At 57.3% G+C, this 19,219-nt stretch carries 17 protein-coding genes; 12 read left to right on the top strand and 5 right to left on the bottom strand.

The features are described 5' to 3' along the window. Positions 1-33: 33 nt before the first annotated feature. The gene (locus tag HP15_RS09670) at positions 34-651 is read right to left on the bottom strand and encodes a YceI family protein (protein WP_085987844.1); all 618 of its coding nucleotides are present in this window, start codon (positions 649-651) and stop codon (positions 34-36) included. Continuing rightward, entirely contained in the window at positions 638-1,372 is a 735-nt protein-coding gene (locus HP15_RS09665) for a CDP-alcohol phosphatidyltransferase family protein (RefSeq protein WP_041645257.1), read from the bottom strand. The genes HP15_RS09670 and HP15_RS09665 overlap by 14 nt, the downstream gene beginning before the upstream one ends. Positions 1,373-1,548: 176 nt before the next feature. On the opposite strand from HP15_RS09665, the gene HP15_RS09660 reads away from it, so the two are divergent. The 4 genes from HP15_RS09660 to HP15_RS09645 are packed head-to-tail and all read left to right on the top strand — an operon-like array spanning position 1,549 to position 5,832. After that, the gene (locus HP15_RS09660) at positions 1,549-2,556 is read left to right on the top strand and encodes a zinc-dependent alcohol dehydrogenase (RefSeq protein WP_014577295.1); all 1,008 of its coding nucleotides are present in this window, start codon (positions 1,549-1,551) and stop codon (positions 2,554-2,556) included. Positions 2,557-2,586: 30 nt separating this feature from the next. Next, the gene (locus tag HP15_RS09655) at positions 2,587-2,985 is read left to right on the top strand and encodes a 6-pyruvoyl trahydropterin synthase family protein (RefSeq protein WP_014577294.1); all 399 of its coding nucleotides are present in this window, start codon (positions 2,587-2,589) and stop codon (positions 2,983-2,985) included. Beyond that, complete coding sequence (locus HP15_RS09650; protein WP_014577293.1) at positions 2,972-4,912, top strand: glycosyltransferase family 4 protein; 1,941 nt, start codon at positions 2,972-2,974, stop codon at positions 4,910-4,912. The genes HP15_RS09655 and HP15_RS09650 overlap by 14 nt, the downstream gene beginning before the upstream one ends. Then, a complete protein-coding gene (locus HP15_RS09645; RefSeq protein WP_014577292.1) occupies positions 4,909-5,832 on the top strand; it encodes a lysylphosphatidylglycerol synthase transmembrane domain-containing protein in 924 nt (307 codons plus the stop codon). The genes HP15_RS09650 and HP15_RS09645 overlap by 4 nt, the downstream gene beginning before the upstream one ends. On the opposite strand, the gene HP15_RS09640 is transcribed toward HP15_RS09645, so the two are convergent. Beyond that, positions 5,816-6,688, bottom strand: a complete 873-nt coding sequence (locus HP15_RS09640) for a RibD family protein (RefSeq protein WP_014577291.1) — start codon at positions 6,686-6,688, stop codon at positions 5,816-5,818. The two genes, HP15_RS09645 and HP15_RS09640, sit on opposite strands and share 17 nt — an antisense overlap. 141 nt (positions 6,689-6,829) lie before the next feature. Here HP15_RS09640 and HP15_RS09635 point away from each other — a divergent pair, with 141 nt between their 5' ends. Next, positions 6,830-7,066 carry a hypothetical protein gene (locus tag HP15_RS09635; RefSeq protein WP_041645256.1) on the top strand — a complete coding sequence of 79 codons (237 nt, stop codon included), beginning with the start codon at positions 6,830-6,832 and terminating at the stop codon, positions 7,064-7,066. 16 nt (positions 7,067-7,082) lie between these two features. On the opposite strand, the gene galU is transcribed toward HP15_RS09635, so the two are convergent. Next, on the bottom strand, positions 7,083-7,919 hold the full coding sequence (galU, locus tag HP15_RS09630; protein ID WP_014577289.1) for a UTP--glucose-1-phosphate uridylyltransferase GalU: 837 nt from the start codon (positions 7,917-7,919) through the stop codon (positions 7,083-7,085). A gap of 383 nt (positions 7,920-8,302) precedes the next feature. On the opposite strand from galU, the gene HP15_RS09625 reads away from it, so the two are divergent. From HP15_RS09625 to prpD, 7 genes are all read left to right on the top strand, one after another. Next, complete coding sequence (locus HP15_RS09625; RefSeq protein WP_014577288.1) at positions 8,303-9,889, top strand: glucan biosynthesis protein; 1,587 nt, start codon at positions 8,303-8,305, stop codon at positions 9,887-9,889. A 111-nt stretch (positions 9,890-10,000) separates the two neighbouring features. Continuing rightward, positions 10,001-10,681, top strand: coding sequence for a GntR family transcriptional regulator (locus HP15_RS09620; protein ID WP_014577287.1), 681 nt, complete (start codon positions 10,001-10,003; stop codon positions 10,679-10,681). 62 nt (positions 10,682-10,743) lie between these two features. Next, positions 10,744-11,631 (top strand): methylisocitrate lyase, encoded by an 888-nt coding sequence (prpB, locus tag HP15_RS09615; RefSeq protein WP_014577286.1) that lies wholly within the window; start codon positions 10,744-10,746, stop codon positions 11,629-11,631. A gap of 73 nt (positions 11,632-11,704) precedes the next feature. Continuing rightward, complete coding sequence (prpC, locus tag HP15_RS09610; protein ID WP_014577285.1) at positions 11,705-12,835, top strand: bifunctional 2-methylcitrate synthase/citrate synthase; 1,131 nt, start codon at positions 11,705-11,707, stop codon at positions 12,833-12,835. Continuing rightward, positions 12,832-15,429 carry a Fe/S-dependent 2-methylisocitrate dehydratase AcnD gene (gene acnD, locus HP15_RS09605; RefSeq protein WP_014577284.1) on the top strand — a complete coding sequence of 866 codons (2,598 nt, stop codon included), beginning with the start codon at positions 12,832-12,834 and terminating at the stop codon, positions 15,427-15,429. Before prpC ends, acnD begins: the two co-directional genes overlap by 4 nt. Beyond that, positions 15,426-16,604 carry a 2-methylaconitate cis-trans isomerase PrpF gene (prpF, locus tag HP15_RS09600; protein ID WP_041645255.1) on the top strand — a complete coding sequence of 393 codons (1,179 nt, stop codon included), beginning with the start codon at positions 15,426-15,428 and terminating at the stop codon, positions 16,602-16,604. Before acnD ends, prpF begins: the two co-directional genes overlap by 4 nt. 33 nt (positions 16,605-16,637) lie before the next feature. Then, positions 16,638-18,122 (top strand): 2-methylcitrate dehydratase, encoded by a 1,485-nt coding sequence (gene prpD, locus HP15_RS09595; RefSeq protein WP_014577282.1) that lies wholly within the window; start codon positions 16,638-16,640, stop codon positions 18,120-18,122. A gap of 28 nt (positions 18,123-18,150) precedes the next feature. On the opposite strand, the gene HP15_RS09590 is transcribed toward prpD, so the two are convergent. Beyond that, complete coding sequence (locus HP15_RS09590; RefSeq protein ID WP_014577281.1) at positions 18,151-19,200, bottom strand: ExeA family protein; 1,050 nt, start codon at positions 19,198-19,200, stop codon at positions 18,151-18,153. Between the last annotated feature and the right edge of the window lie 19 nt (positions 19,201-19,219).

Genomic DNA, 19,219 nt, shown 5'->3' with positions numbered 1-19,219 from the left:
TGTGCGGCGGTTCACATTCCGATCAGCCGGTGATCAGAACATGCCGGATTCCCGAATGGCCTCGAAGCCAAAGTGCAATTTCACTTCATCACCGACCATCGCGCCATCAAGGCCGTATGTCATGCCCCATTCACTGCGTTTCAGGGTGGTGGAAGCGCTGATGCCCAGTGTGTATTCCTCATGACCAAAGGGGTAAACGTCTGCTTTGTTGAGGGTCACATCCAGCACCACGGGCCGTGTCTGGCCGAGTAACTCCAGATCGCCGGTTACTTTGCCCGTGTTCTCGCCAGTCGTTTCGAAGTCGGTAATAGTAAAGGTAATCTCAGGATACTCGTCGGCGTCGAGGAAATCCTCGTTGCGAACGTGTTCGTCACGCTTCTTGTGGTTGGTGTACACACTGTCGCTCTGGAACACCAGCTGACCAGATTCGAGCTCCCTGGCTTCCTCGTCGTAAACGAATTGTCCCTCTACTTCGCGGAACATCCCCATTACCGGGGCGTAGCCGATGTGCATGATTTCGAAGAACATTGAAAAGTGTTCGTCGTCGACAACAAAGTTACTCGGCTCGGCCATGGCTGCCGGGCTCAGTGCGAGAGCAGCAGGCAGGGCAATGGCAGAACGGGTAAGGGTTTTCCGTTTAATGAACATCATGGTGATGTCTCCTCTGATAAAGCCAGTGAATATCCAGGAAAAACGACCACACAAGCAGTGCGAGGGCAGTTGCAAGCGTGATACTGGCGAATAGCGCATTGACCGGCGGCAAAACGGCCACCAGCAGGGTAACGATCTGCCAAACGCAAACCGTCTTGCGTCTGAAGCTCTCCGGCAGTTGGGCATTCAGCCAGTCCAGGAAGTGAGTCGCGACAACGAAGGCATAGCGAATGAGGCCCAGGGCCAAAACCCAGGGACCAGCCTTGCCCAATGCCAGGACAGCCACGCTGAGGCCGAGAATAAACAGGGCATCCAGTTCCATGTCGAAGCGGGCGCCAAATTCGCTCTGGGAGCCGGTGGCCCTGGCGACTTTTCCGTCTACGCCATCCAGAATCAGCGCCAGCAATGCCATCCAGCCGTAGAGCCAGAGGCTGTCAGTGAGGTGGTCGGCAAAGGGGGCCAGAGCCACCAGGACTATCACCAGACTGCCTCTCAGCAGCGTCGCCCGGTTTGCCCATCCGAAATCCCGGGTTTCGGGCCAGAACCGGATGATCAGGGCACAAGCGGCCAGGTAAAGCGCCGCTGCCAAGAAGTAGAAAAGGACGGGGGGCTGGGTTAACCAGCCGGTGGCTGCGCAGAACAGGGCGACAAGCCCAAAGCCCCAGACGAGATCCAGGGCAAGTGGCATCCTTTGCGAAGCTGAATGGCCGTTAGAATCCATCAATGAACTCCAGCGTATAGGATTGCAGGCATCAAAGACCTCGGATGCGCTGTACACTGACTATAGTTGGTATAACTGAACATGCTTACGAGCATAGACCGTGTTCAGACCTGAAGGTTCAGCCCGTGCAGGGCGACGACCAGCACGTTTGAAAAACTGCTAAAAAGGAGATCCTTTTGCATCGCGACCCTGATGAGCCGAACACCGAATCGATGGCACGAGCCTGGTGGGTAACCGGCGCCGGCAAGGGCGAGATTCTGGAAACGCCACTGGTTACCTCTGATGACGAGCAGAAGGACGAATCGGTTACGGTTCAGGCGCTGTATTCGGGTATCAGTCGGGGCACGGAATCACTGGTTTTCCATGGCCGGGTACCAAAGAGCGAATACGCAGCCATGCGGGCGCCGTTTCAGGAGGGAGATTTTCCCTGGCCAGTAAAGTACGGCTACGCCAGCGTCGGCAAAGTAGTGGAAGGGCCTGCAGAGTTAGTGGGCCAAACGGTGTTCTGCCTTTATCCGCATCAGAATTGCTACCGGGTGCCGGCGTCGGCGTTGACGCCTTTGCCCAAAGACTTGCCCGCCGAGCGAGCAATACTTGCCGCCAACATGGAGACCGCTGTAAACGGCCTCTGGGATGGAGCGCCAGCAGTCGGTGACCGCATTGCGGTGGTTGGTCTTGGCGTTGTTGGCCTGCTCGTCGCCTGGCTGGCGAGTCGTATCCCGGGAGCCCGTGTCACCGCGATCGATACGAATCCAGAGAGACAGGCCGTTGCCGAACAGCTCGGTTTGACCTTCAGCAGTGAGTCGGCCCCTGATGATCACGACCTTGTTATCCATGCCAGTGGCCACCCCTCGGGCCTGGAGACCGCTCTTGGGCTGGCAGGGCAGGAGGCGACCATTGTGGAAATGAGCTGGTACGGGGATCAGCTGGTATCTGCACCGTTGGGGGCCGCCTTCCATCCGCGGCGTCTGACCCTGAAATCCAGCCAGGTGGGCCAGATAGTGCCATCTCGAGTCCCACGGTGGGACTATCGCAAACGCCTGGCGCTTGCATTGGAATTGCTCCAGGACGATGCGCTGGATGTGCTGATAACCGGCGAGTGCAAGTTTGATGATCTACCAAAATCCATGGCGCGAATTCTGATTGATGGCCGGGATACTCTGTGCCATCGCGTTGTTTACTGAAAATCCAAAATTGCCTGCTAAGGAGAGACTATGTTCGGTTTGACGGTCCGGGACCACATGATGATTGCCCACAGCTTCAACGGAGAGATCTTTGGTCCTGCACAGAAGGTTCATGGTGCCACCTATGTGGTCGACGTGACCTTTGAGCGTCACCAACTGGATAAGGACGACCTGGTCGTCGACATAGGCCTGGCTTCCGAGATCCTCAAAAGCATTCTCTCCGAATTCAATATGCAGAACCTGGACGAGCTGCCGGAACTGCGTGGCAGGAATACCACCACCGAATTCATGGCCAAACTGGTTTTCGATCGTATGGCGGCAGCCATTCACGGTGGCCGTCTCGGCGAGACAGGAGAAGGGATTGTCAGCCTGAAAGTCACCCTCTCGGAATCCCACATTGCCTGGGCAAGCTACCATGCCGGAATCTGACAAACCGGGCTTCCTGGAGTTTATTGTTCCGGGTGATCCGGAACAGAACACGGGCGGCTACCGGTATGTCCGCAAGCTCGTGGAAGCCCTGGGCGACGCCGGTTGCAGAGCCCGGGTCAGTGGGTTGCCCGGGCAGTTTCCACGCCCGGACAGGGTTGCCCGTAATGGGATGGATAAGAAGCTCGCGAGTCTGCCTGATGGCGCCTCTGTGGTACTTGATGGTCTTGCCATGGGGGGGCTGCCGGAGATTGTTGAAAAGCATTCCCCACGCCTCAATCTGATCGCGCTGGTACACCACCCCCTGGCTGATGAAACGGGGATCAGTGAAGCTAATAGACAGTGGTTTTTTGATTCAGAAACGCGGGCGCTTGGATTTGTAAACGGGGTGATCACCACCAGCCAACACACCGCCGCTCGCCTGGCGGATTATGAGGTGCCGGCTGAGATGATCAGGGTTGCCGAGCCGGGCGTCACCCGAGCCGCGAACCCCATAGGCTGTGATCAGTCGTCGCAAACCGGTACCCCGCACATTCTGTGCGTTGCTCATCTTTCACCCCGAAAGGCCCAGCATCAATTGGTGGAGGCGCTGGAAAACCTGAAGGGCGTGTCGTGGCAATGCACGTTGGCAGGATCTGACAGTCGTGATCCGGAATATAGCCAGCAGGTTCGCCGGGCGATTGCAGAAGCGGGCCTTGAAGACAGGATTGCGCTGGCAGGGGAAGTCGAAGAAGCCGGGCTGGCCGAGCTCTACCGCAAGGCGGATCTCTTTGTACTACCCTCCCTGTACGAGGGCTATGGCATGGTGATTGATGAGGCGCTGGCGGAAGGGCTACCCGTTATTTCCTCCGATGGCGGCGCCCTTGCCAACAACTCCGCCAGGCCTGGTGTGGTTCAGTATTGTGCGGGCGATGTCAGGGCCCTTGAGGCGCGCCTCAGGAACTGGCTGGAACATCCGGAACAGCTTGAGCACGCCCGTAAACTTGCCGCAAGGGAATCCCGCCGAATCCGCTCATGGGGGGATACCGGCAAAGATGTCCTAGAAGCGCTGCACTACTTCAGTGGCCTTTCCACGCATCTGCACCAGCATTCGGAATTCGAGAGCACATGGCTGGCAGCCCGGGAAGCAGCGGATCACCGGGCTCGCTCACAAGGGCTGACCGATCAGCTCAATCAGTGGTTGCTGAATCGTTATGATGGCTTGTCACCGGAGAGCCACTACCCGATGCGAATTGTCGACATTGGCACAGGCCGTGGCTCGAACGCGCTTTTCCTGGTGCCTGCGCTGCAGGTGCCTCAAACCTGGCTGGCACTGGATCAGGATTCTGCACTATTGCGGGAGGCCGGACAGCGTGTGGACTGCCTGGATGTGCCGTTTGAAACCCGCCCGGTTCAGCTGACGTCGGAAAACATGGAGCAACAACTGCCCCGGGAGGCGGACCTGATAACAGCGTCAGCACTGATTGATCTGGTTTCCGAGCCATGGCTGGATGCGTTAGCCCTCGCAGCCGCAGGAAGGAAGTCCGCGATGCTCATTGTGTTGAGCTATGCCGGTCACTTTGAGCTGTCTCCCGAGCATCCTGATGATGAGCTGGTGAAGACATTGGTAAATCGGCACCAGCACGGCGACAAGGGAATTGGTGCCGCGCTCGGGCCGGAGGCCAGCACTGTCTTGCAAGGCCTGCTGGTTGCCGAAGGTTACCGGGTTGAACTGGCGGAATCCCCCTGGATACTGGATGGCGCGGATCACGCCTTGGCCAAAATGCTGATGCAGGGCTGGATCGACGCGGCCATTGAGCAGTCACCTCACGAGGCGGACCGATTGTCACGCTGGCTGGAGACACGCAATCAGCAGTTATCCAAAGGGGATCTTAAGATTGTTGTGAGACATCTGGATCTGCTGGCACTGCCACCCGAGGCATTGCCTTGACCGAACTGCGTCAACGGCAGGTGAGGCTGGCGGCCCGTTGGTTATTCACGGTTCTGGTTATCGGATTCGTGATCCGCTCGATTGATTCGGGTGAGCTCTGGCAGGAGCTTGCCCGCTTTTCTCCCTATGTCCTGGTTCCCGCACTGGCACTTACGGTCTTTCAGGTGGCATTGTCTGCCTGGCGATGGCGTTACACCGTCGAACGGCTCGGGCTGCCCCTGGCCTATGGAGTAGCGGTGCGGGAGTACTATCTGGCGACGTTTCTGAACCAGGTGTTGCCGGGAGGTGTGCTCGGCGACGTAAACCGGGCCTGGCGACATGGCAGCGGCGCCGGAGAGCGCCTCTCCGCTGTGCACGGGGTGGCAATCGAGCGACTTTCGGGCCAATTGGTTTTGGCGCTCGTAGTCGTCATATCGGGTATCTGGTTGCTTGGATCCGGACGGGTAGCGGCTGGTCAATGGAATGGCGGGCTCTTGCTGGGCGCCGGCGTTATTGGGGTGTTTCTTGCACTCTGGCTGGCCCTCAAAACCGGGCTGGCGGCTTATCTTCAGCGGCTCAGGCGGGATCTTTACGAGTCTTTGCTTAACCGAACGGTGTTGCCGGTTCAGATTGGCTCATCTTTACTGGTGTTGGCAAGCTATCTCGGGGTGTTTCTCTGCCTGGCCTGGGGCGCAGGTTATATCGAAAGTACAGAGTCGGCGGCCATCATTGTCAGTCTGGGCAGTATCCTGTTGCTGAGCATGGTGGTACCACTGACAGTTGCCGGTTGGGGCATCCGCGAGGGCGCGGCAGCCTTGCTGTGGCCGATGGCGGGATTGCCCGCGGAGCAGGGCGTGGCGCTGAGCGTCGGGTACGGAGCGTTGGTTTTGGTGTCCAGTTTACCAGGGGCTGCTTTTTTTCGACCTACACATCACGGGTAAAGTCGAGGTCGAACAGCATGTCGCTGCCGAGGTTTATAAGCTGGGCGCGCGGCCGCAAGGCATCATCCAGAAAGTCGATCTCGGGAAGCGAGAAGGCTGGTCTGCCGCTGCCGATGATCATGGGTGCGACCATCACGTGAAGGCGGTCCAGCAAGCCAGCGTTCAGGAAGCACGAAACGGTAACACCGCCCCCTTCCACAAAAACTTTTTTCAGCCCCAGGTCTGCGAGAACCTCGAGGATCACTCTCGGATCGACGGCATCTTCGGATTCGGCATCCCCGAGACAGGGAATCTCAGTAACCCCGGAACCGATCGATGGATTCTTCGCTTTCTCGTAAGTACCTGCCACCAACCGCAGGGTGGGAGCTTCGCCATCGGTGAACAGGTGATGGCTGTCTGGTACGCGATGGTGACGGTCAATGACCACGCGCACAGGGTTGCGGCCACTGGTGCGGCGAACGGTCAAACGGGGATTGTCTGTAGTGGCGGTTCCGGCCCCGACAACAACCGCATCCGACACTGCGCGAATCCGGTGCAGATGGGTAATTCCATCGTCGCCGTTGATGAATCGGGAGCGACCGGTAACCGTGGCAATGCGTCCGTCCAGGCTCTGGCCCAACTGACCAATAACTTTGGGGCTACCGTTATCTGGCACGGGCCGACAAAGGGGTAGGAATACCGAGAGCAGATCCTTCGCCTCACCCGTGGCCGGCTGCATCAGATGCCAGGCCCCGTGGCCGTTCAGTTTTACCGCTTCTTTGTCGGTTCCCGGCAATGGCAGTGTCACATTGCTGCGGTTAACTGCGCTAAGCACCAACTCCCATGCCGAGTCGATATCCAGAGTTCTTGCCGCCATAAATAGCCTGTTTGGTTGTTGCCATCTTCAGTATAGGCAGATTGTGTGCAAAGCTATATGTACGTTACATTTCCGGATTGATTCACTTCGCAGGGCATTATCGGGACAAGTATCCCGGCTTGGATGACGAGGTAAGTGGCCATGCAGCATGCGCAACCCATTCAGCACTGGGAGCCAGAAAAGCCTGAGGACCATGGGCAACTTGAGCTGCCCGGTATTGCCTTGGATAAGAGCGACGAACTTCTCGAGTCGCTGGACGAGCTGGAACAAGTCCTCGAGAAGGTCCAGTTGACCACGGAAGAAGCGGAGCTTCTTCGCCGGTTCCGAAGGACAAGTGCGGAAAACCGGCGAATGATTCTGCAAATCCTGGGCAACTGATCCCGCCCCGGGTTTCTTACTTGTCTTTCTTGTAGATATTCTCGTAGACGTAGTTGGTGGCTTCCACAAAGCCATCAATGCTGCCGCAATCGAACCGGCGACCTTTGAACTGATAAGCCAGCACGCAACCATTTTTCGCCTGCTCGAGAAGGGCATCGGTGATCTGGACTTCACCGTTCTTGCCCGCCGGGGTCTTCTCAATAATTTCGAAGATATCCGGCGTGAGAATATAGCGGCCGATAATGGCGAGGTTGCTGGGCGCATCTTCCGGAGCCGGCTTTTCTACCATGTCTGTGATCCGGTAGAGGCCATCTTTCATGGATTCACCTGCGATCACCCCGTACTTGTGGGTTTCATCAGCCGGCACTTCTTCGATGGCTACAATAGAGCAGCGGAACTGGTTGTAGAGCTTCACCATCTGCGCCAGGACGCCATCTTCACCGTCGGGGCCAATGCAGAAGTCATCCGCCAGCACGACCGCAAACGGGTTGTCACCCACCAGGTTGCGACCAGTCAGTATGGCGTGGCCGAGGCCCTTCATCTCATTCTGCCGGGTGAAGGCAAAACTGTTGTGGTCGATCAGCTCGCGGATGGAGGTCAGCAGCTCTTCCTTACCCGAGCCGGCAATCTGTTGTTCGAGTTCGTAGCTGATGTCGAAATGATCCTCGATGGCCCGCTTGCCGCGACCGGTCACGAAGCCGAATTCGTGAATACCTGCTTCGGCGGCTTCCTCAACGCCGTACTGAACCAGGGGTTTGTTTACTACCGGCAGGATCTCCTTGGGCATCGCCTTGGTGGCCGGAAGAAAGCGGGTGCCGTAGCCGGCGACGGGAAACAGGCATTTTTTGATCATATAGTTCGTCCTTTGATGGTCGGTTTCACGCCCTGTGGGCCGCTTAACGCCTTTGCGTAAGCCTATCAACAATTGTTCTATCACAAAGTGTGCCGAGTTTACCCAAGTTGTAACGACAAATGCAGGGCGGTTTTGGAAATTGTACGTTCTAGCAAAGAGCTATGGCCCCTTAGAGGAGGGTTCTTCAGGTTTACCATTACCAAAAATTTCTCTGATCAGAGGTCTCTTGGTGCGATCCTCCTTGCCTGATTGCACTCATTTGGTGCGCTTTCGGCAGCGTGGGTTCCTTACCCGAATAGGCTCTCTACCTTTTATTGTTCGTACATAGTCCACGTGATCTTCTCTATGGCAATCTATAGCCCGGTACAGGAGGGGCGAGACCAATGGACAGACGAACGCTGATCAAGGGGCTGGGAGCACTGGTAAGTGCTGGCGCGTTACCACTGTCGCCCCTTGCGATGGGTACCGGCCTCCAACCAGTATCTGGAAGCAGTCCCCGTGCCTTCAGCTACGCCTGGCTCAAAGGTCGGGCCCGGGCATTGGCAGCTGAGGCGTATGTCTCCCATAAAAACGAATTGCCCCAATCACTGAAAACCATTTCCTGGGATGACTACCAGGCCATCGCCTTCAGGCCCGACCGGGCGCTCTGGCGCGGCGACGACACTGCTTTCCAGATTCAGCTCTTCCACCTTGGGCTGTATTTCCAACAACCCGTAAAAATCCATGAAGTCATTGATGGCGGGGCAACGGAACTGGCCTATCGACAGGATCTGTTCCGGTACAACGGCGATCAGCCCCTGGGCGATTTGCCAGAAGACCTGGGCTACGCCGGTTTTCGGATTCACTACCACAACAATTTCGCCCTGGACCTGGCCGCCTTCCTGGGCGCCAGTTACTTTCGGGCGGTGGGCTCTGAGATGCAGTACGGCCTGTCGGCCAGAGGGCTGGCCATTGATACCGGCATGGATCGCAAAGAAGAGTTTCCCCGGTTTTCCGAGTTCTGGCTGGAGAAGCCGGCCCCTGGGAGCCAGCTACTCAGGGTATGGGCTCTGCTGGACTCCCCCAGTACCACCGGCGCCTACGCGTTTGTGCTCGACCCGGGGCGCAACATGGTCGTGGATGTTGATGTAGCGCTTTACCCGAGAACGGAAATCACGAGGGCAGGGATTGCGCCGCTGACCAGCATGTACCAGGTGGGCGAAAATGATGATCGCATGGGCTACGACTGGCGTCCGGAAATACATGATTCTGACGGCCTCGCCATTCGCAACGGCAACGGCGAGTGGTTGTGGCGGCCACTGGTGAATCCCGTCAATCTCCGGTTCAACACTTTTCAGGATAACAATCCCGTTGGCTTTGGCCTGCTGCAGCGGGACAGGGATTTCGACCACTACCAGGATGATGGCGTGTTTTACGATCGCCGGCCCAGCCTCTGGGTGGAGCCCCAGGGAGACTGGGGGCGGGGCAGTGTTGATCTGGTGGAAATCCCCACCGTGGATGAAACCTTCGACAACATCGTCGCCTTCTGGCACCCGCAGGAACCTCTGTTGCCAGGCCGGGAATACCTCTACAGCTACCGCCTGCACTGGGGCGAGCAAGCTCCGTTGCAACCATATGAATTAGCCACGGTGCAAGCAACCAGGACCGGACTGGGCGGTGTCGTGGGTCAGGAGCGCACCTATTTCTCTTGGCGCTTTGCAGTTGATTTCGCCGGCGGCGCGCTTGAAATGCTCGCCAAGGATGCAGAGGTAGAGACGGTCATAACCGTGAGCCGCGGAGACGTCGAAATCACTTCCGCAAGACCATTGTCTGCAATCGACGGCTACCGGGCCATGTTTGACCTCGTGCCAGATGATTCCACTGAACCTGTCAATATCCGCCTGTACCTCAGGCTGGGCGGCGAGCCGCTGACGGAGACCTGGCTATATCAGTACACTCCGCCACCGGTCGCCGAGCGCCAGTTCTACTGATTGGCTCTACCTATTGTAAACAATCTGCAGCTCAATTTAGCCAATATTGTTGACAATATGATCGCTCAAGCGTAGCTTTGCTCAAAATCAACCCGGTTTTGTTGACAAACTATGGCTGAGTTACTGTCTACCACCTACACCCGCGCCGATGAGGCGTTTGATTGTCTGCAAACGGCAATCGTCAAAGGGGAACTGGCGCCGGGCGAGAAGATCGGCGAACTGGAGCTTTGTTCCCGTTTTAACCTCACGCGCGGCCCGCTCCGGGAAGCGCTGGGCCGTCTTGAATCCCGCGGCCTTCTGGTGCGCCGTCCCCACGCCGGCGTCAAGGTGGTTTCAGTCAGCGCATCCGAGTTAATGGAGCTCTACCGCATACGCGAAGTCATGGAGGGGCTGGCCGCTCGACAGGCCGCCGAGCGCATGACCGACCAGGAAATTGCCGACCTTCAGGCCACCCTCGACACCCACGAACGCATGATCGATGAAGCCCAGGGCCAGGCCTATTACCAGGCCGAAGGGGATTACGACTTCCACCACAGAATCGCCACCGGTAGCCGCAATACCAAACTTGCCCAGATGCTGCTGGGTGATCTTTATTACATGGTACGGATGTACCGTTACCGTCTCAGCACCTCCACCGGGCGCCCCCAGCGGGCACTGGGTGAACACCGCCGTATCGTCGAGGCCATCGCCCAGCGCGATGGGGAACTCGCCGAATTTCTGATGAAACGCCATATCAACGCAGCAAGACAGAACATCGAGAGAAAGATCGAGGAAGGCGAGCTCACAATTTGAACAAGGGGGGCAGACCCCGATTTCACGCACAAATTTACGAATAACCAAGAGAGGCCAACACCATGTCCAACAAACTCAGCCCCGGCGCCCGCTTCCGCAAAGCGCTCAAAGACAACCAGCCCCTTCAGATTGTCGGAACCATCAACGCCTACGCCGCTATGATGGCCGAGAAAGTGGGTCATCAGGCCATTTATCTTTCCGGTGGCGGCGTCGCTAACGCCTCCTACGGTTTGCCGGATCTGGGCATGACCTCCATGAACGAAGTGGTCGAGGACGTTCGCCGAATTACCGCAGCTACCGACGTACCTTTGCTGGTTGATATTGATACCGGCTGGGGTGGTGCTTTCAACATCGCCCGCACCATCCGCGAGATGGAGCGTGCCGGTGCAGCCGCTGTCCACATCGAAGACCAGGTTGCCCAGAAACGCTGTGGTCACCGCCCGAACAAGGAGATCGTGTCCCAGGAGGAGATGGTCGACCGCATCAAGGCCGCCGTGGATGCCCGGGAAGACAAAGACTTCTTTATCATGGCCCGTACCGACGCGTTCCAGAAAGAGGGCCTCGAAGCCGCTATCGAACGCGCCAAGGCCTGCATTGAAGCCGGCGCCGACGGCATCTTTGCCGAAGCGGTTACGGAACTTGAGCACTACAAGGCCTTCTCCGAAGCCCTGGACGTGCCTATCCTGGCCAACATCACCGAATTTGGTGCCACACCGCTATACAACCGCAAGGAACTGGCCGAAGCCGGCGCCGACATGGTTCTGTACCCGCTCAGCGCCTTCCGCGCCATGAACAAGGCCGCTCTGACTGTTTACCAGAACATCCTGGAGAAGGGCGACCAGAAAGACGTGGTCGATATGATGCAGACCCGTATGGAGCTGTACGATTTCCTGAACTACCACGATTTCGAGCAGAAGCTGGACCAGCTGTTCCAGCAGAGCAAAGGCTAACGACTGCGATTGGGGCCAGATGACGGTTTTATCTGACCCCGATGTCCAAACAAGATAAAGATGGGAGACAACAATGGCTGAAGCAAAACAACTGAGTGGCGCAGGCCTCCGTGGCCAGGTAGCTGGCGAAACCGCCCTGTGCACCGTCGGCAAGAGCGGCGCTGGCCTGACTTACCGCGGTTACGACATTGCCGATCTGGCAGAGAAAGCCCAGTTTGAAGAAATCGCCTACCTTCTACTGCGGGGCAAACTGCCAAACCGTCAGGAACTGGATGCCTACAAGAAAAAGCTCCAGAGCCTGCGCGGCCTTCCGGCCGCCCTGAAAACCGTGCTTGAGCAGATTCCCAAAGACGCGCATCCGATGGACGTGATGCGTACCGGCTGCTCCATGCTGGGCAACCTGGAAACCGAAGAAGATTTCAGCGAGCAGGACGACAAGATCGACCGCATGCTGGCGGTATTCCCGTCCATTATCACTTACTGGTACCGCTTCGCCCACGAAGGCGTTCGGATCGAAACCGAGAGCGACGTGGACTCCATCGGCGGCCATTTCCTGGAGCTGCTTCACGGCAAGAAGCCCAGCGAGCTGCACGAGCGCGTGATGAACGTCTCTCTGATCCTGTACGCAGAGCACGAATTCAACGCCTCCACGTTCACCGCCCGCGTATGTGCCTCCACCCTGTCTGACATTCACAGCTGCGTGACCGGTGCGATCGGCTCACTGCGCGGTCCTCTGCACGGCGGTGCCAACGAGGCCGCCATGGCGCTGATCCAGAAGTTCAAGACCCCGGAAGAGGCCGAAGAAGGCCTGATGGGCATGCTTGAGCGGAAAGAAAAGATCATGGGCTTCGGTCACGCGATCTACAAAGAGTCCGACCCGCGGAACGCCATCATCAAGCAGTGGTCCAAGAAGCTGGCGGAAGAAGTGGGCGATACCGTGCTGTATCCGGTATCCGAGCGCTGTGAAGCGGTTATGTGGCGCGAGAAGAAGCTGTTCTGTAACGCGGACTTCTTCCACGCATCCGCCTACCACTTCATGGGCATTCCAACCGAATTGTTCACCCCAATCTTCGTGATGTCCCGGGTATCCGGCTGGACCGCCCACGTGAAAGAACAGCGTGAGAACAACCGCATCATTCGCCCAAGCGCCGATTACACCGGCCCGGCGGATGCCAAGTGGGTTCCGATTGAGGAGCGGCCATGAACACTGAATACCGCAAGAGTCTGCCAGGTACCGACCTGGACTATTTCGATACTCGCCAGGCCGTGGAAGACATCCAGGCCGGCGCGTACGACAAGCTCCCGTACACCTCCAAGATCCTGGCTGAGCAACTGGTTCGCCGGTGCGATCCCGAGGTGCTGACGGATTCCCTGAAACAGCTGATCGAACGCAAGCGCGACCTGGATTTCCCCTGGTATCCGGCCCGCGTGGTATGCCACGACATTCTTGGCCAGACCGCTCTGGTGGATCTCGCAGGTTTGCGTGACGCCATTGCCGAGAAGGGCGGTGACCCCGCCAAGGTCAATCCTGTGGTTCCGACGCAGCTGATCGTGGATCACTCGCTGGCCGTGGAGCACGCCGGTTTCGAGAAGGACGCGTTCGAGAAGAACCGAGAGATTGAAGACCGTCGAAACGATGACCGTTTCCACTTCATCAACTGGACCAAGACCGCGTTCAAAAACGTGGACGTGATCCCTCCCGGCAACGGCATCATGCACCAGATCAACCTGGAGAAGATGTCTCCGGTGGTACAGAACCGCGATGGCGTAGCCTTCCCGGATACCTGTGTCGGTACCGACAGTCACACCCCGATGGTTGATGCCCTCGGTGTTATCTCCGTGGGTGTGGGTGGTCTGGAAGCCGAGAGCGTTATGCTGGGGCGTGCCTCCATGATGCGCCTGCCGGATATCGTGGGTGTAGAGCTGACTGGCAAACTGCAGCCCGGCATCACCAGTACCGACATGGTACTGGCCATCACCGAGTTCCTGCGCAAGGAGAAAGTGGTCGGCGCATACCTGGAGTTCTATGGTGAAGGCGCAGACAGCCTCAGCGTGGGCGACCGTGCCACCATCTCCAACATGACTCCGGAGTATGGCGCCACCGCAGCGATGTTCTACATCGACGGTCAGACCATCGACTACCTGAAGCTGACCGGCCGCGAGGACGATCAGGTGGCCCTGGTCGAGAAATTCGCCAAGGAAACGGGTCTCTGGGCCGACAGCATGAAAAACGCGGAATACGAGCGCGTGCTGAAGTTCGACCTGTCCAAAGTCACTCGCACGCTGGCTGGCCCCTCCAACCCTCACGCACACCTGCCCACCTCCGAGCTGGCAGCGCGTGGCATTGCCGGTGAATGGGAACAGGAAGAAGGCAAGATGCCGGATGGCGCCTGCATCATCGCCGCCATCACCAGCTGTACGAATACCAGTAACCCCCGCAACATGGTGGCTGCAGGCCTGATTGCCCGCAACGCCAACAAGCTGGGCCTGACCCGGAAGCCCTGGGTGAAAACTTCCCTGGCGCCGGGCTCCAAAACCGTCAAGATGTACCTGGAAGAGGCCAAACTCCTGCCTGAGCTGGAGCAGCTCGGTTTTGGCGTGGTGGCTTTTGCCTGCACCACCTGTAACGGCATGAGTGGCGCCCTGGATCCGAAGATCGCGCAGGAAATCATGGATCGCGACCTGTTCTCCACTGCCGTGCTCTCCGGTAACCGGAATTTCGACGGCCGGATTCACCCATACGCCAAGCAGGCATTCCTGGCGTCGCCGCCGCTGGTGGTTGCCTATGCGATTGCAGGCACCATCCGTTTTGACATCGAAAAAGATGCCCTGGGCTACGATCAAGACGGCAACCCCGTCACCCTGAAGGACATCTGGCCGGACGATGCTGAAATCGATGCCATCGTGAAATCCAGCGTGAAGCCGGAGCAGTTCCGCAGCACCTACATCCCGATGTTCGACATCACTCGGGATGCCCAGGCCAACACCAACCCGCTGTATAAGTGGCGCCCCCAGAGCACCTACATCCGTCGCCCCCCTTACTGGGAAGGTGGCATGGTAGGTGAGAAAACCCTCAAGGGCATGCGTCCGCTGGCGGTGTTGCCGGACAACATCACCACCGACCACCTGTCGCCCTCAAACGCGATCATGATGAACAGTGCCGCTGGTGAGTACCTGCACAAGATGGGCGTGCCGGAGGAAGACTTTAACTCCTACGCCACCCACCGTGGTGATCACCTGACAGCCCAGCGCGCTACGTTTGCCAACCCCAAACTGTTCAACGAAATGGTCCGGGATGAAAACGGCAACGTGAAGCAGGGCTCCCTGGCCCGCATCGAGCCGGAGGGCAAAGTGGTCCGCATGTGGGAAGCCATCGAAACCTACATGGAGCGCAAGCAGCCGCTGATCATCATCGCCGGTGCCGACTACGGCCAGGGCTCCTCCCGTGACTGGGCCGCCAAGGGTGTAGCTCTGGCCGGTGTAGAGGCGATTGTGGCCGAAGGCTTCGAGCGGATTCACCGCACCAACCTGATCGGCATGGGCGTGATGCCCCTGCAGTTCGAGGAAGGCACAACCCGCAAGACCCTTGGCATCGACGGCACCGAAACCTACGACGTGGAGGGCACACCGGCGCCCCGTGCCGAGCTCACGCTGGTCATCCATCGGAAGAACGGCAGCACCGAGCGAATTCCGGTCGTCTGCCGCCTGGACACCGCTGAAGAAGTATCTATCTACAGCGCCGGTGGGGTGTTGCAGCGGTTTGCCGAGGATTTCCTGCAATCGGAAGGTGCGGCATGACACACAAGCCACAAATAAAAATCCCCGCCACGTACATGCGTGGCGGCACCAGCAAAGGCGTGTTCTTCCGGCTGAAGGATTTGCCGGAAGCCTGCCAGAGCCCGGGCGAAGCCCGGGACAAATTGTTGTTGCGGGTGATCGGCAGCCCCGACCCCTACCAGAAGCAAATCGACGGCATGGGCGGCGCTACCTCCAGCACCAGCAAGACTGTGATCCTGGCAGAACCCACCCAGCCGGATCACGACGTCGACTACCTGTTCGGCCAGGTCTCCATCGACAAGCCCTTTGTGGACTGGAGCGGTAACTGCGGCAACCTCACCGCCGCCGTAGGCGCTTTCGCCATCAACAGCGGCTTTGTGGCCAAAGACCGTATTCCGGAAAATGGCACCTGCACGGTGCGTATCTGGCAGGCCAACATCAAGAAAACAATCGTTGCCCACGTGCCCATCACCAACGGTGAAGTGCAGGAAACCGGCGATTTTGAGCTCGACGGCGTGACCTTCCCGGCCGCTGAAGTGCAGGTGGAATTCATGGACCCGGCTGATGGCGAAGGCTCCATGTTCCCCACCGGCAACCTGGTGGACGACCTGGAAGTGCCTGGCGAAGGCACCTTGAAAGCTACCATGATCAATGCCGGCATCCCCACCATCTTCGTGAACGCCGGGGACATCGGATACAAAGGCACCGAGCTGCAGGACGACATCAACTCCGATCCCGCGGCCCTGGCGAGGTTCGAAACCATTCGTGCCCATGGTGCGGTGAAAATGGGGCTGATTCAGAACATCGAAGAAGCGGCCAATCGCCAGCACACCCCGAAAGTGGCCTTCGTGGCGAAACCGTCTGATTACGTATCGTCAAGCGGGAAGAGCATCGGGGCAGAGGACGTCGATGTACTGGTTCGCGCTCTGTCCATGGGCAAGCTCCACCACGCCATGATGGGCACCGCGGCGGTGGCCATTGCCACGGCGTCGGCCGTTCCCGGAACCCTCGTAAACCTCGCTGCTGGCGGTGGCGACCGTACCCATGTGACCTTTGGTCACCCATCAGGCACTTTGCGTGTAGGGGCAGAAGCGAAGGAAGTGGATGGTCAGTGGACCGCAACCAAAGCCATTATGAGCCGCAGTGCGCGGGTTTTGATGGAAGGTTGGGTGAGGGTGCCTGGCGATAGCATCTGACGGAATCTATAGTGGGGGCAAGGAGGCTCCACTATGTCTGCAACATTTGATCTCAACGAACGTCCCGATTATGACGAAGTCCTGCAGAAAATCGCGGATTACGTTCTTACCTATGAAATAACCAGCGAAGAAGCCTGGAATACCGCCCGATATTGTCTGATGGATACTCTCGGTTGTGCTCTTCTGGCTCTGCGCTTTCCAGAATGCACCAAACATCTTGGTCCAATCGTCGAAGGCACCATGGTTCCGCACGGTGCCCGTGTGCCCGGAACGCCCTACCGACTGGACCCCGTAAAGGCTGCGTGGGACATTGGTTGCAATGTTCGCTGGTTGGACTACAACGACACATGGCTGGCGGCCGAATGGGGGCATCCATCGGACAATCTGGGTGCCATATTGGCTGTTGCAGACCACCTTTCGCAGAAACGGGTTGCTGAAGGCAAAGAGCCGCTAACGATGCGAACCGTTCTGGAAGCCATGATCATGGCTCATGAAATTCAGGGCGTCCTGGCCCTCGAAAACTCTTTTAATCGCGTTGGGTTGGACCATGTGGTGCTTGTTAAAGTGGCTTCAACGGCGGTGGCTTCCCGATTGATGGGCGCGGATCGTGAGCAGCTGCTTTCGGCGCTGTCCCATGCCTGGGTAGACGGGCAATCCCTCAGGACGTACCGTCATGCTCCCAACGCCGGCTCCCGGAAGTCATGGGCAGCGGGTGACGCCACGTCACGGGCGGTCCGGTTGGCGGATATTGCAATGCGAGGTGAAATGGGCGTTCCGGGAGTGCTGACAGCGCCCCAATGGGGCTTTTATGACGTTCTGTTTAGTAAAACCAATAAAGATCAGAAGCTCAAACCCGAGGATAAACGCCAATTCTCGCTTCCTCAGGAATTCGGTTCCTACGTAATGGAAAACATCCTTTTCAAAATCTCCTTCCCTGCCGAATTCCATGCTCAAACTGCGGCAGAAGCGGCTGTTATCTTGTATCCGGAAGTTAAAGACCGACTGAACGAGATAAATAAGATCGTGATCACCACTCATGAATCTGCGATCCGGATCATTTCCAAGGTCGGGAAGCTGGCAAACGCCGCAGATCGCGATCATTGCCTGCAATATATGGCTGCCGTTCCGCTTGCCTTTGGTAGCCTCACCGCGGAGCATTATGAAGACAGTTTCCACCGGGCTAACCCGATAATTGATGAACTTAGGGATAAAATGGAAGTTGTGGAGGACGAGCGGTATACCCGGGAATATCTGGAACCGGAAAAGCGCTCCATCGCCAATGCGATTCAGGTGTTTTTCAATGATGGTTCGAACACGGACAAGATTGCGGTCGAGTATCCGATAGGTCATCGTCGTCGTCGGAAGGAAGGTATGCCGCTTCTGGAAGAAAAGTTCCTTTCCAATCTCAAGACGCGACTTCCGTCAAAACGCTGCGATACTGTCCTAAAGATGTGCCAGGATCCGGAGAAACTGGAAAACACACCTGTTCATGAGTTCATGAATTTACTGTTGATTTAACGGTCTGCGGGGCGGATTAGGAAAACCTCTATTTTCGCCCTGGCGCCAGCGGCTTCACATTGCTTGAGGTGCTATAGCGGTCCTCATTTTCCTTTGGGTTTGACGTCATCTGCGAAAGCCTTCTGTCTATACTCTCCAGAGCTTCAGCGATTCTCAAAAGTACCTGAGACGAGTCAGCTTCTGCCTCGCTTTGATGCCGCTTACGCTGCTTAGTCTCCACCATGTCTTTCTTAGGTCGCTGACGACCTGGCTTTTGGTCAACTGACTCGTCGGTATCGTCCTCACCAAGTAGGTCCTTCCGAATACCTTTCAGGTCGAAAGGATCTATGAATGGCCGATCTTCCGAGTAAGCGCACATCATCATTCCGTCACAGAGCTTATTAATCAGTCTGGGTATGCCATGGCTGAGCTTGTGAATCTCACTAACTGTGTCGTCATCAAATAACTTGTTACCGCCGTGCCCAGAAACAAGAAGCCTGTAATCAATGTATTCTGCTGTTTCTGCAGCTGTCAGCCCCTCCAGGTGGAAGAAAAGTTTTACACGCTGAGAGAGCTGCGGTATCGCAGACACTGCAGCCTTTAGCTCTGGCTGTCCAAGAAGTATTACCCGCATTGAAGGCCCGCCCATACTTTCCATGCCGGTCAGCATTCGAATGTCTTCAAGGTTTTCTCGGGTCAGATTCTGAGCTTCATCAATCGTCAAAACTACGGGCGTTCCTGCGGCCGCCATTCGCTCCAGGTACTCCGTGATCTGAAAGAGCATGGCGACCTTGCTGTCATCCTCGACTTTCAAACCCGCCTTGCGAAGGATTAATCCAAACAGATCTTTCGACTCAAGATTGGTGTAGGAAATATTGAGTAGCTTCAGGTCGCCCTCAAGGTTTCTGATAGTTTTCTTGAGTAAGGTAGTTTTTCCGGAGCCTATCTCACCACTAATTACGACGAAACCTTCTGAGCTCCAGATAGCCGAAGACATATAGACATATGCACGGGAGTGCTGCTGACTCATGTAAATGAAATCGTCTTCCGGTGTAATCCGAAAGGGGTGCCTGTGCAGTCCAAAAAATTCAAGATACATGGCTAACGACGTCCTTTGC

It is taken from the genome of Marinobacter adhaerens HP15, assembly GCF_000166295.1.
Classification (GTDB): domain Bacteria; phylum Pseudomonadota; class Gammaproteobacteria; order Pseudomonadales; family Oleiphilaceae; genus Marinobacter; species Marinobacter adhaerens.
This window is presented reverse-complemented; position numbering and strand designations above follow the sequence as displayed.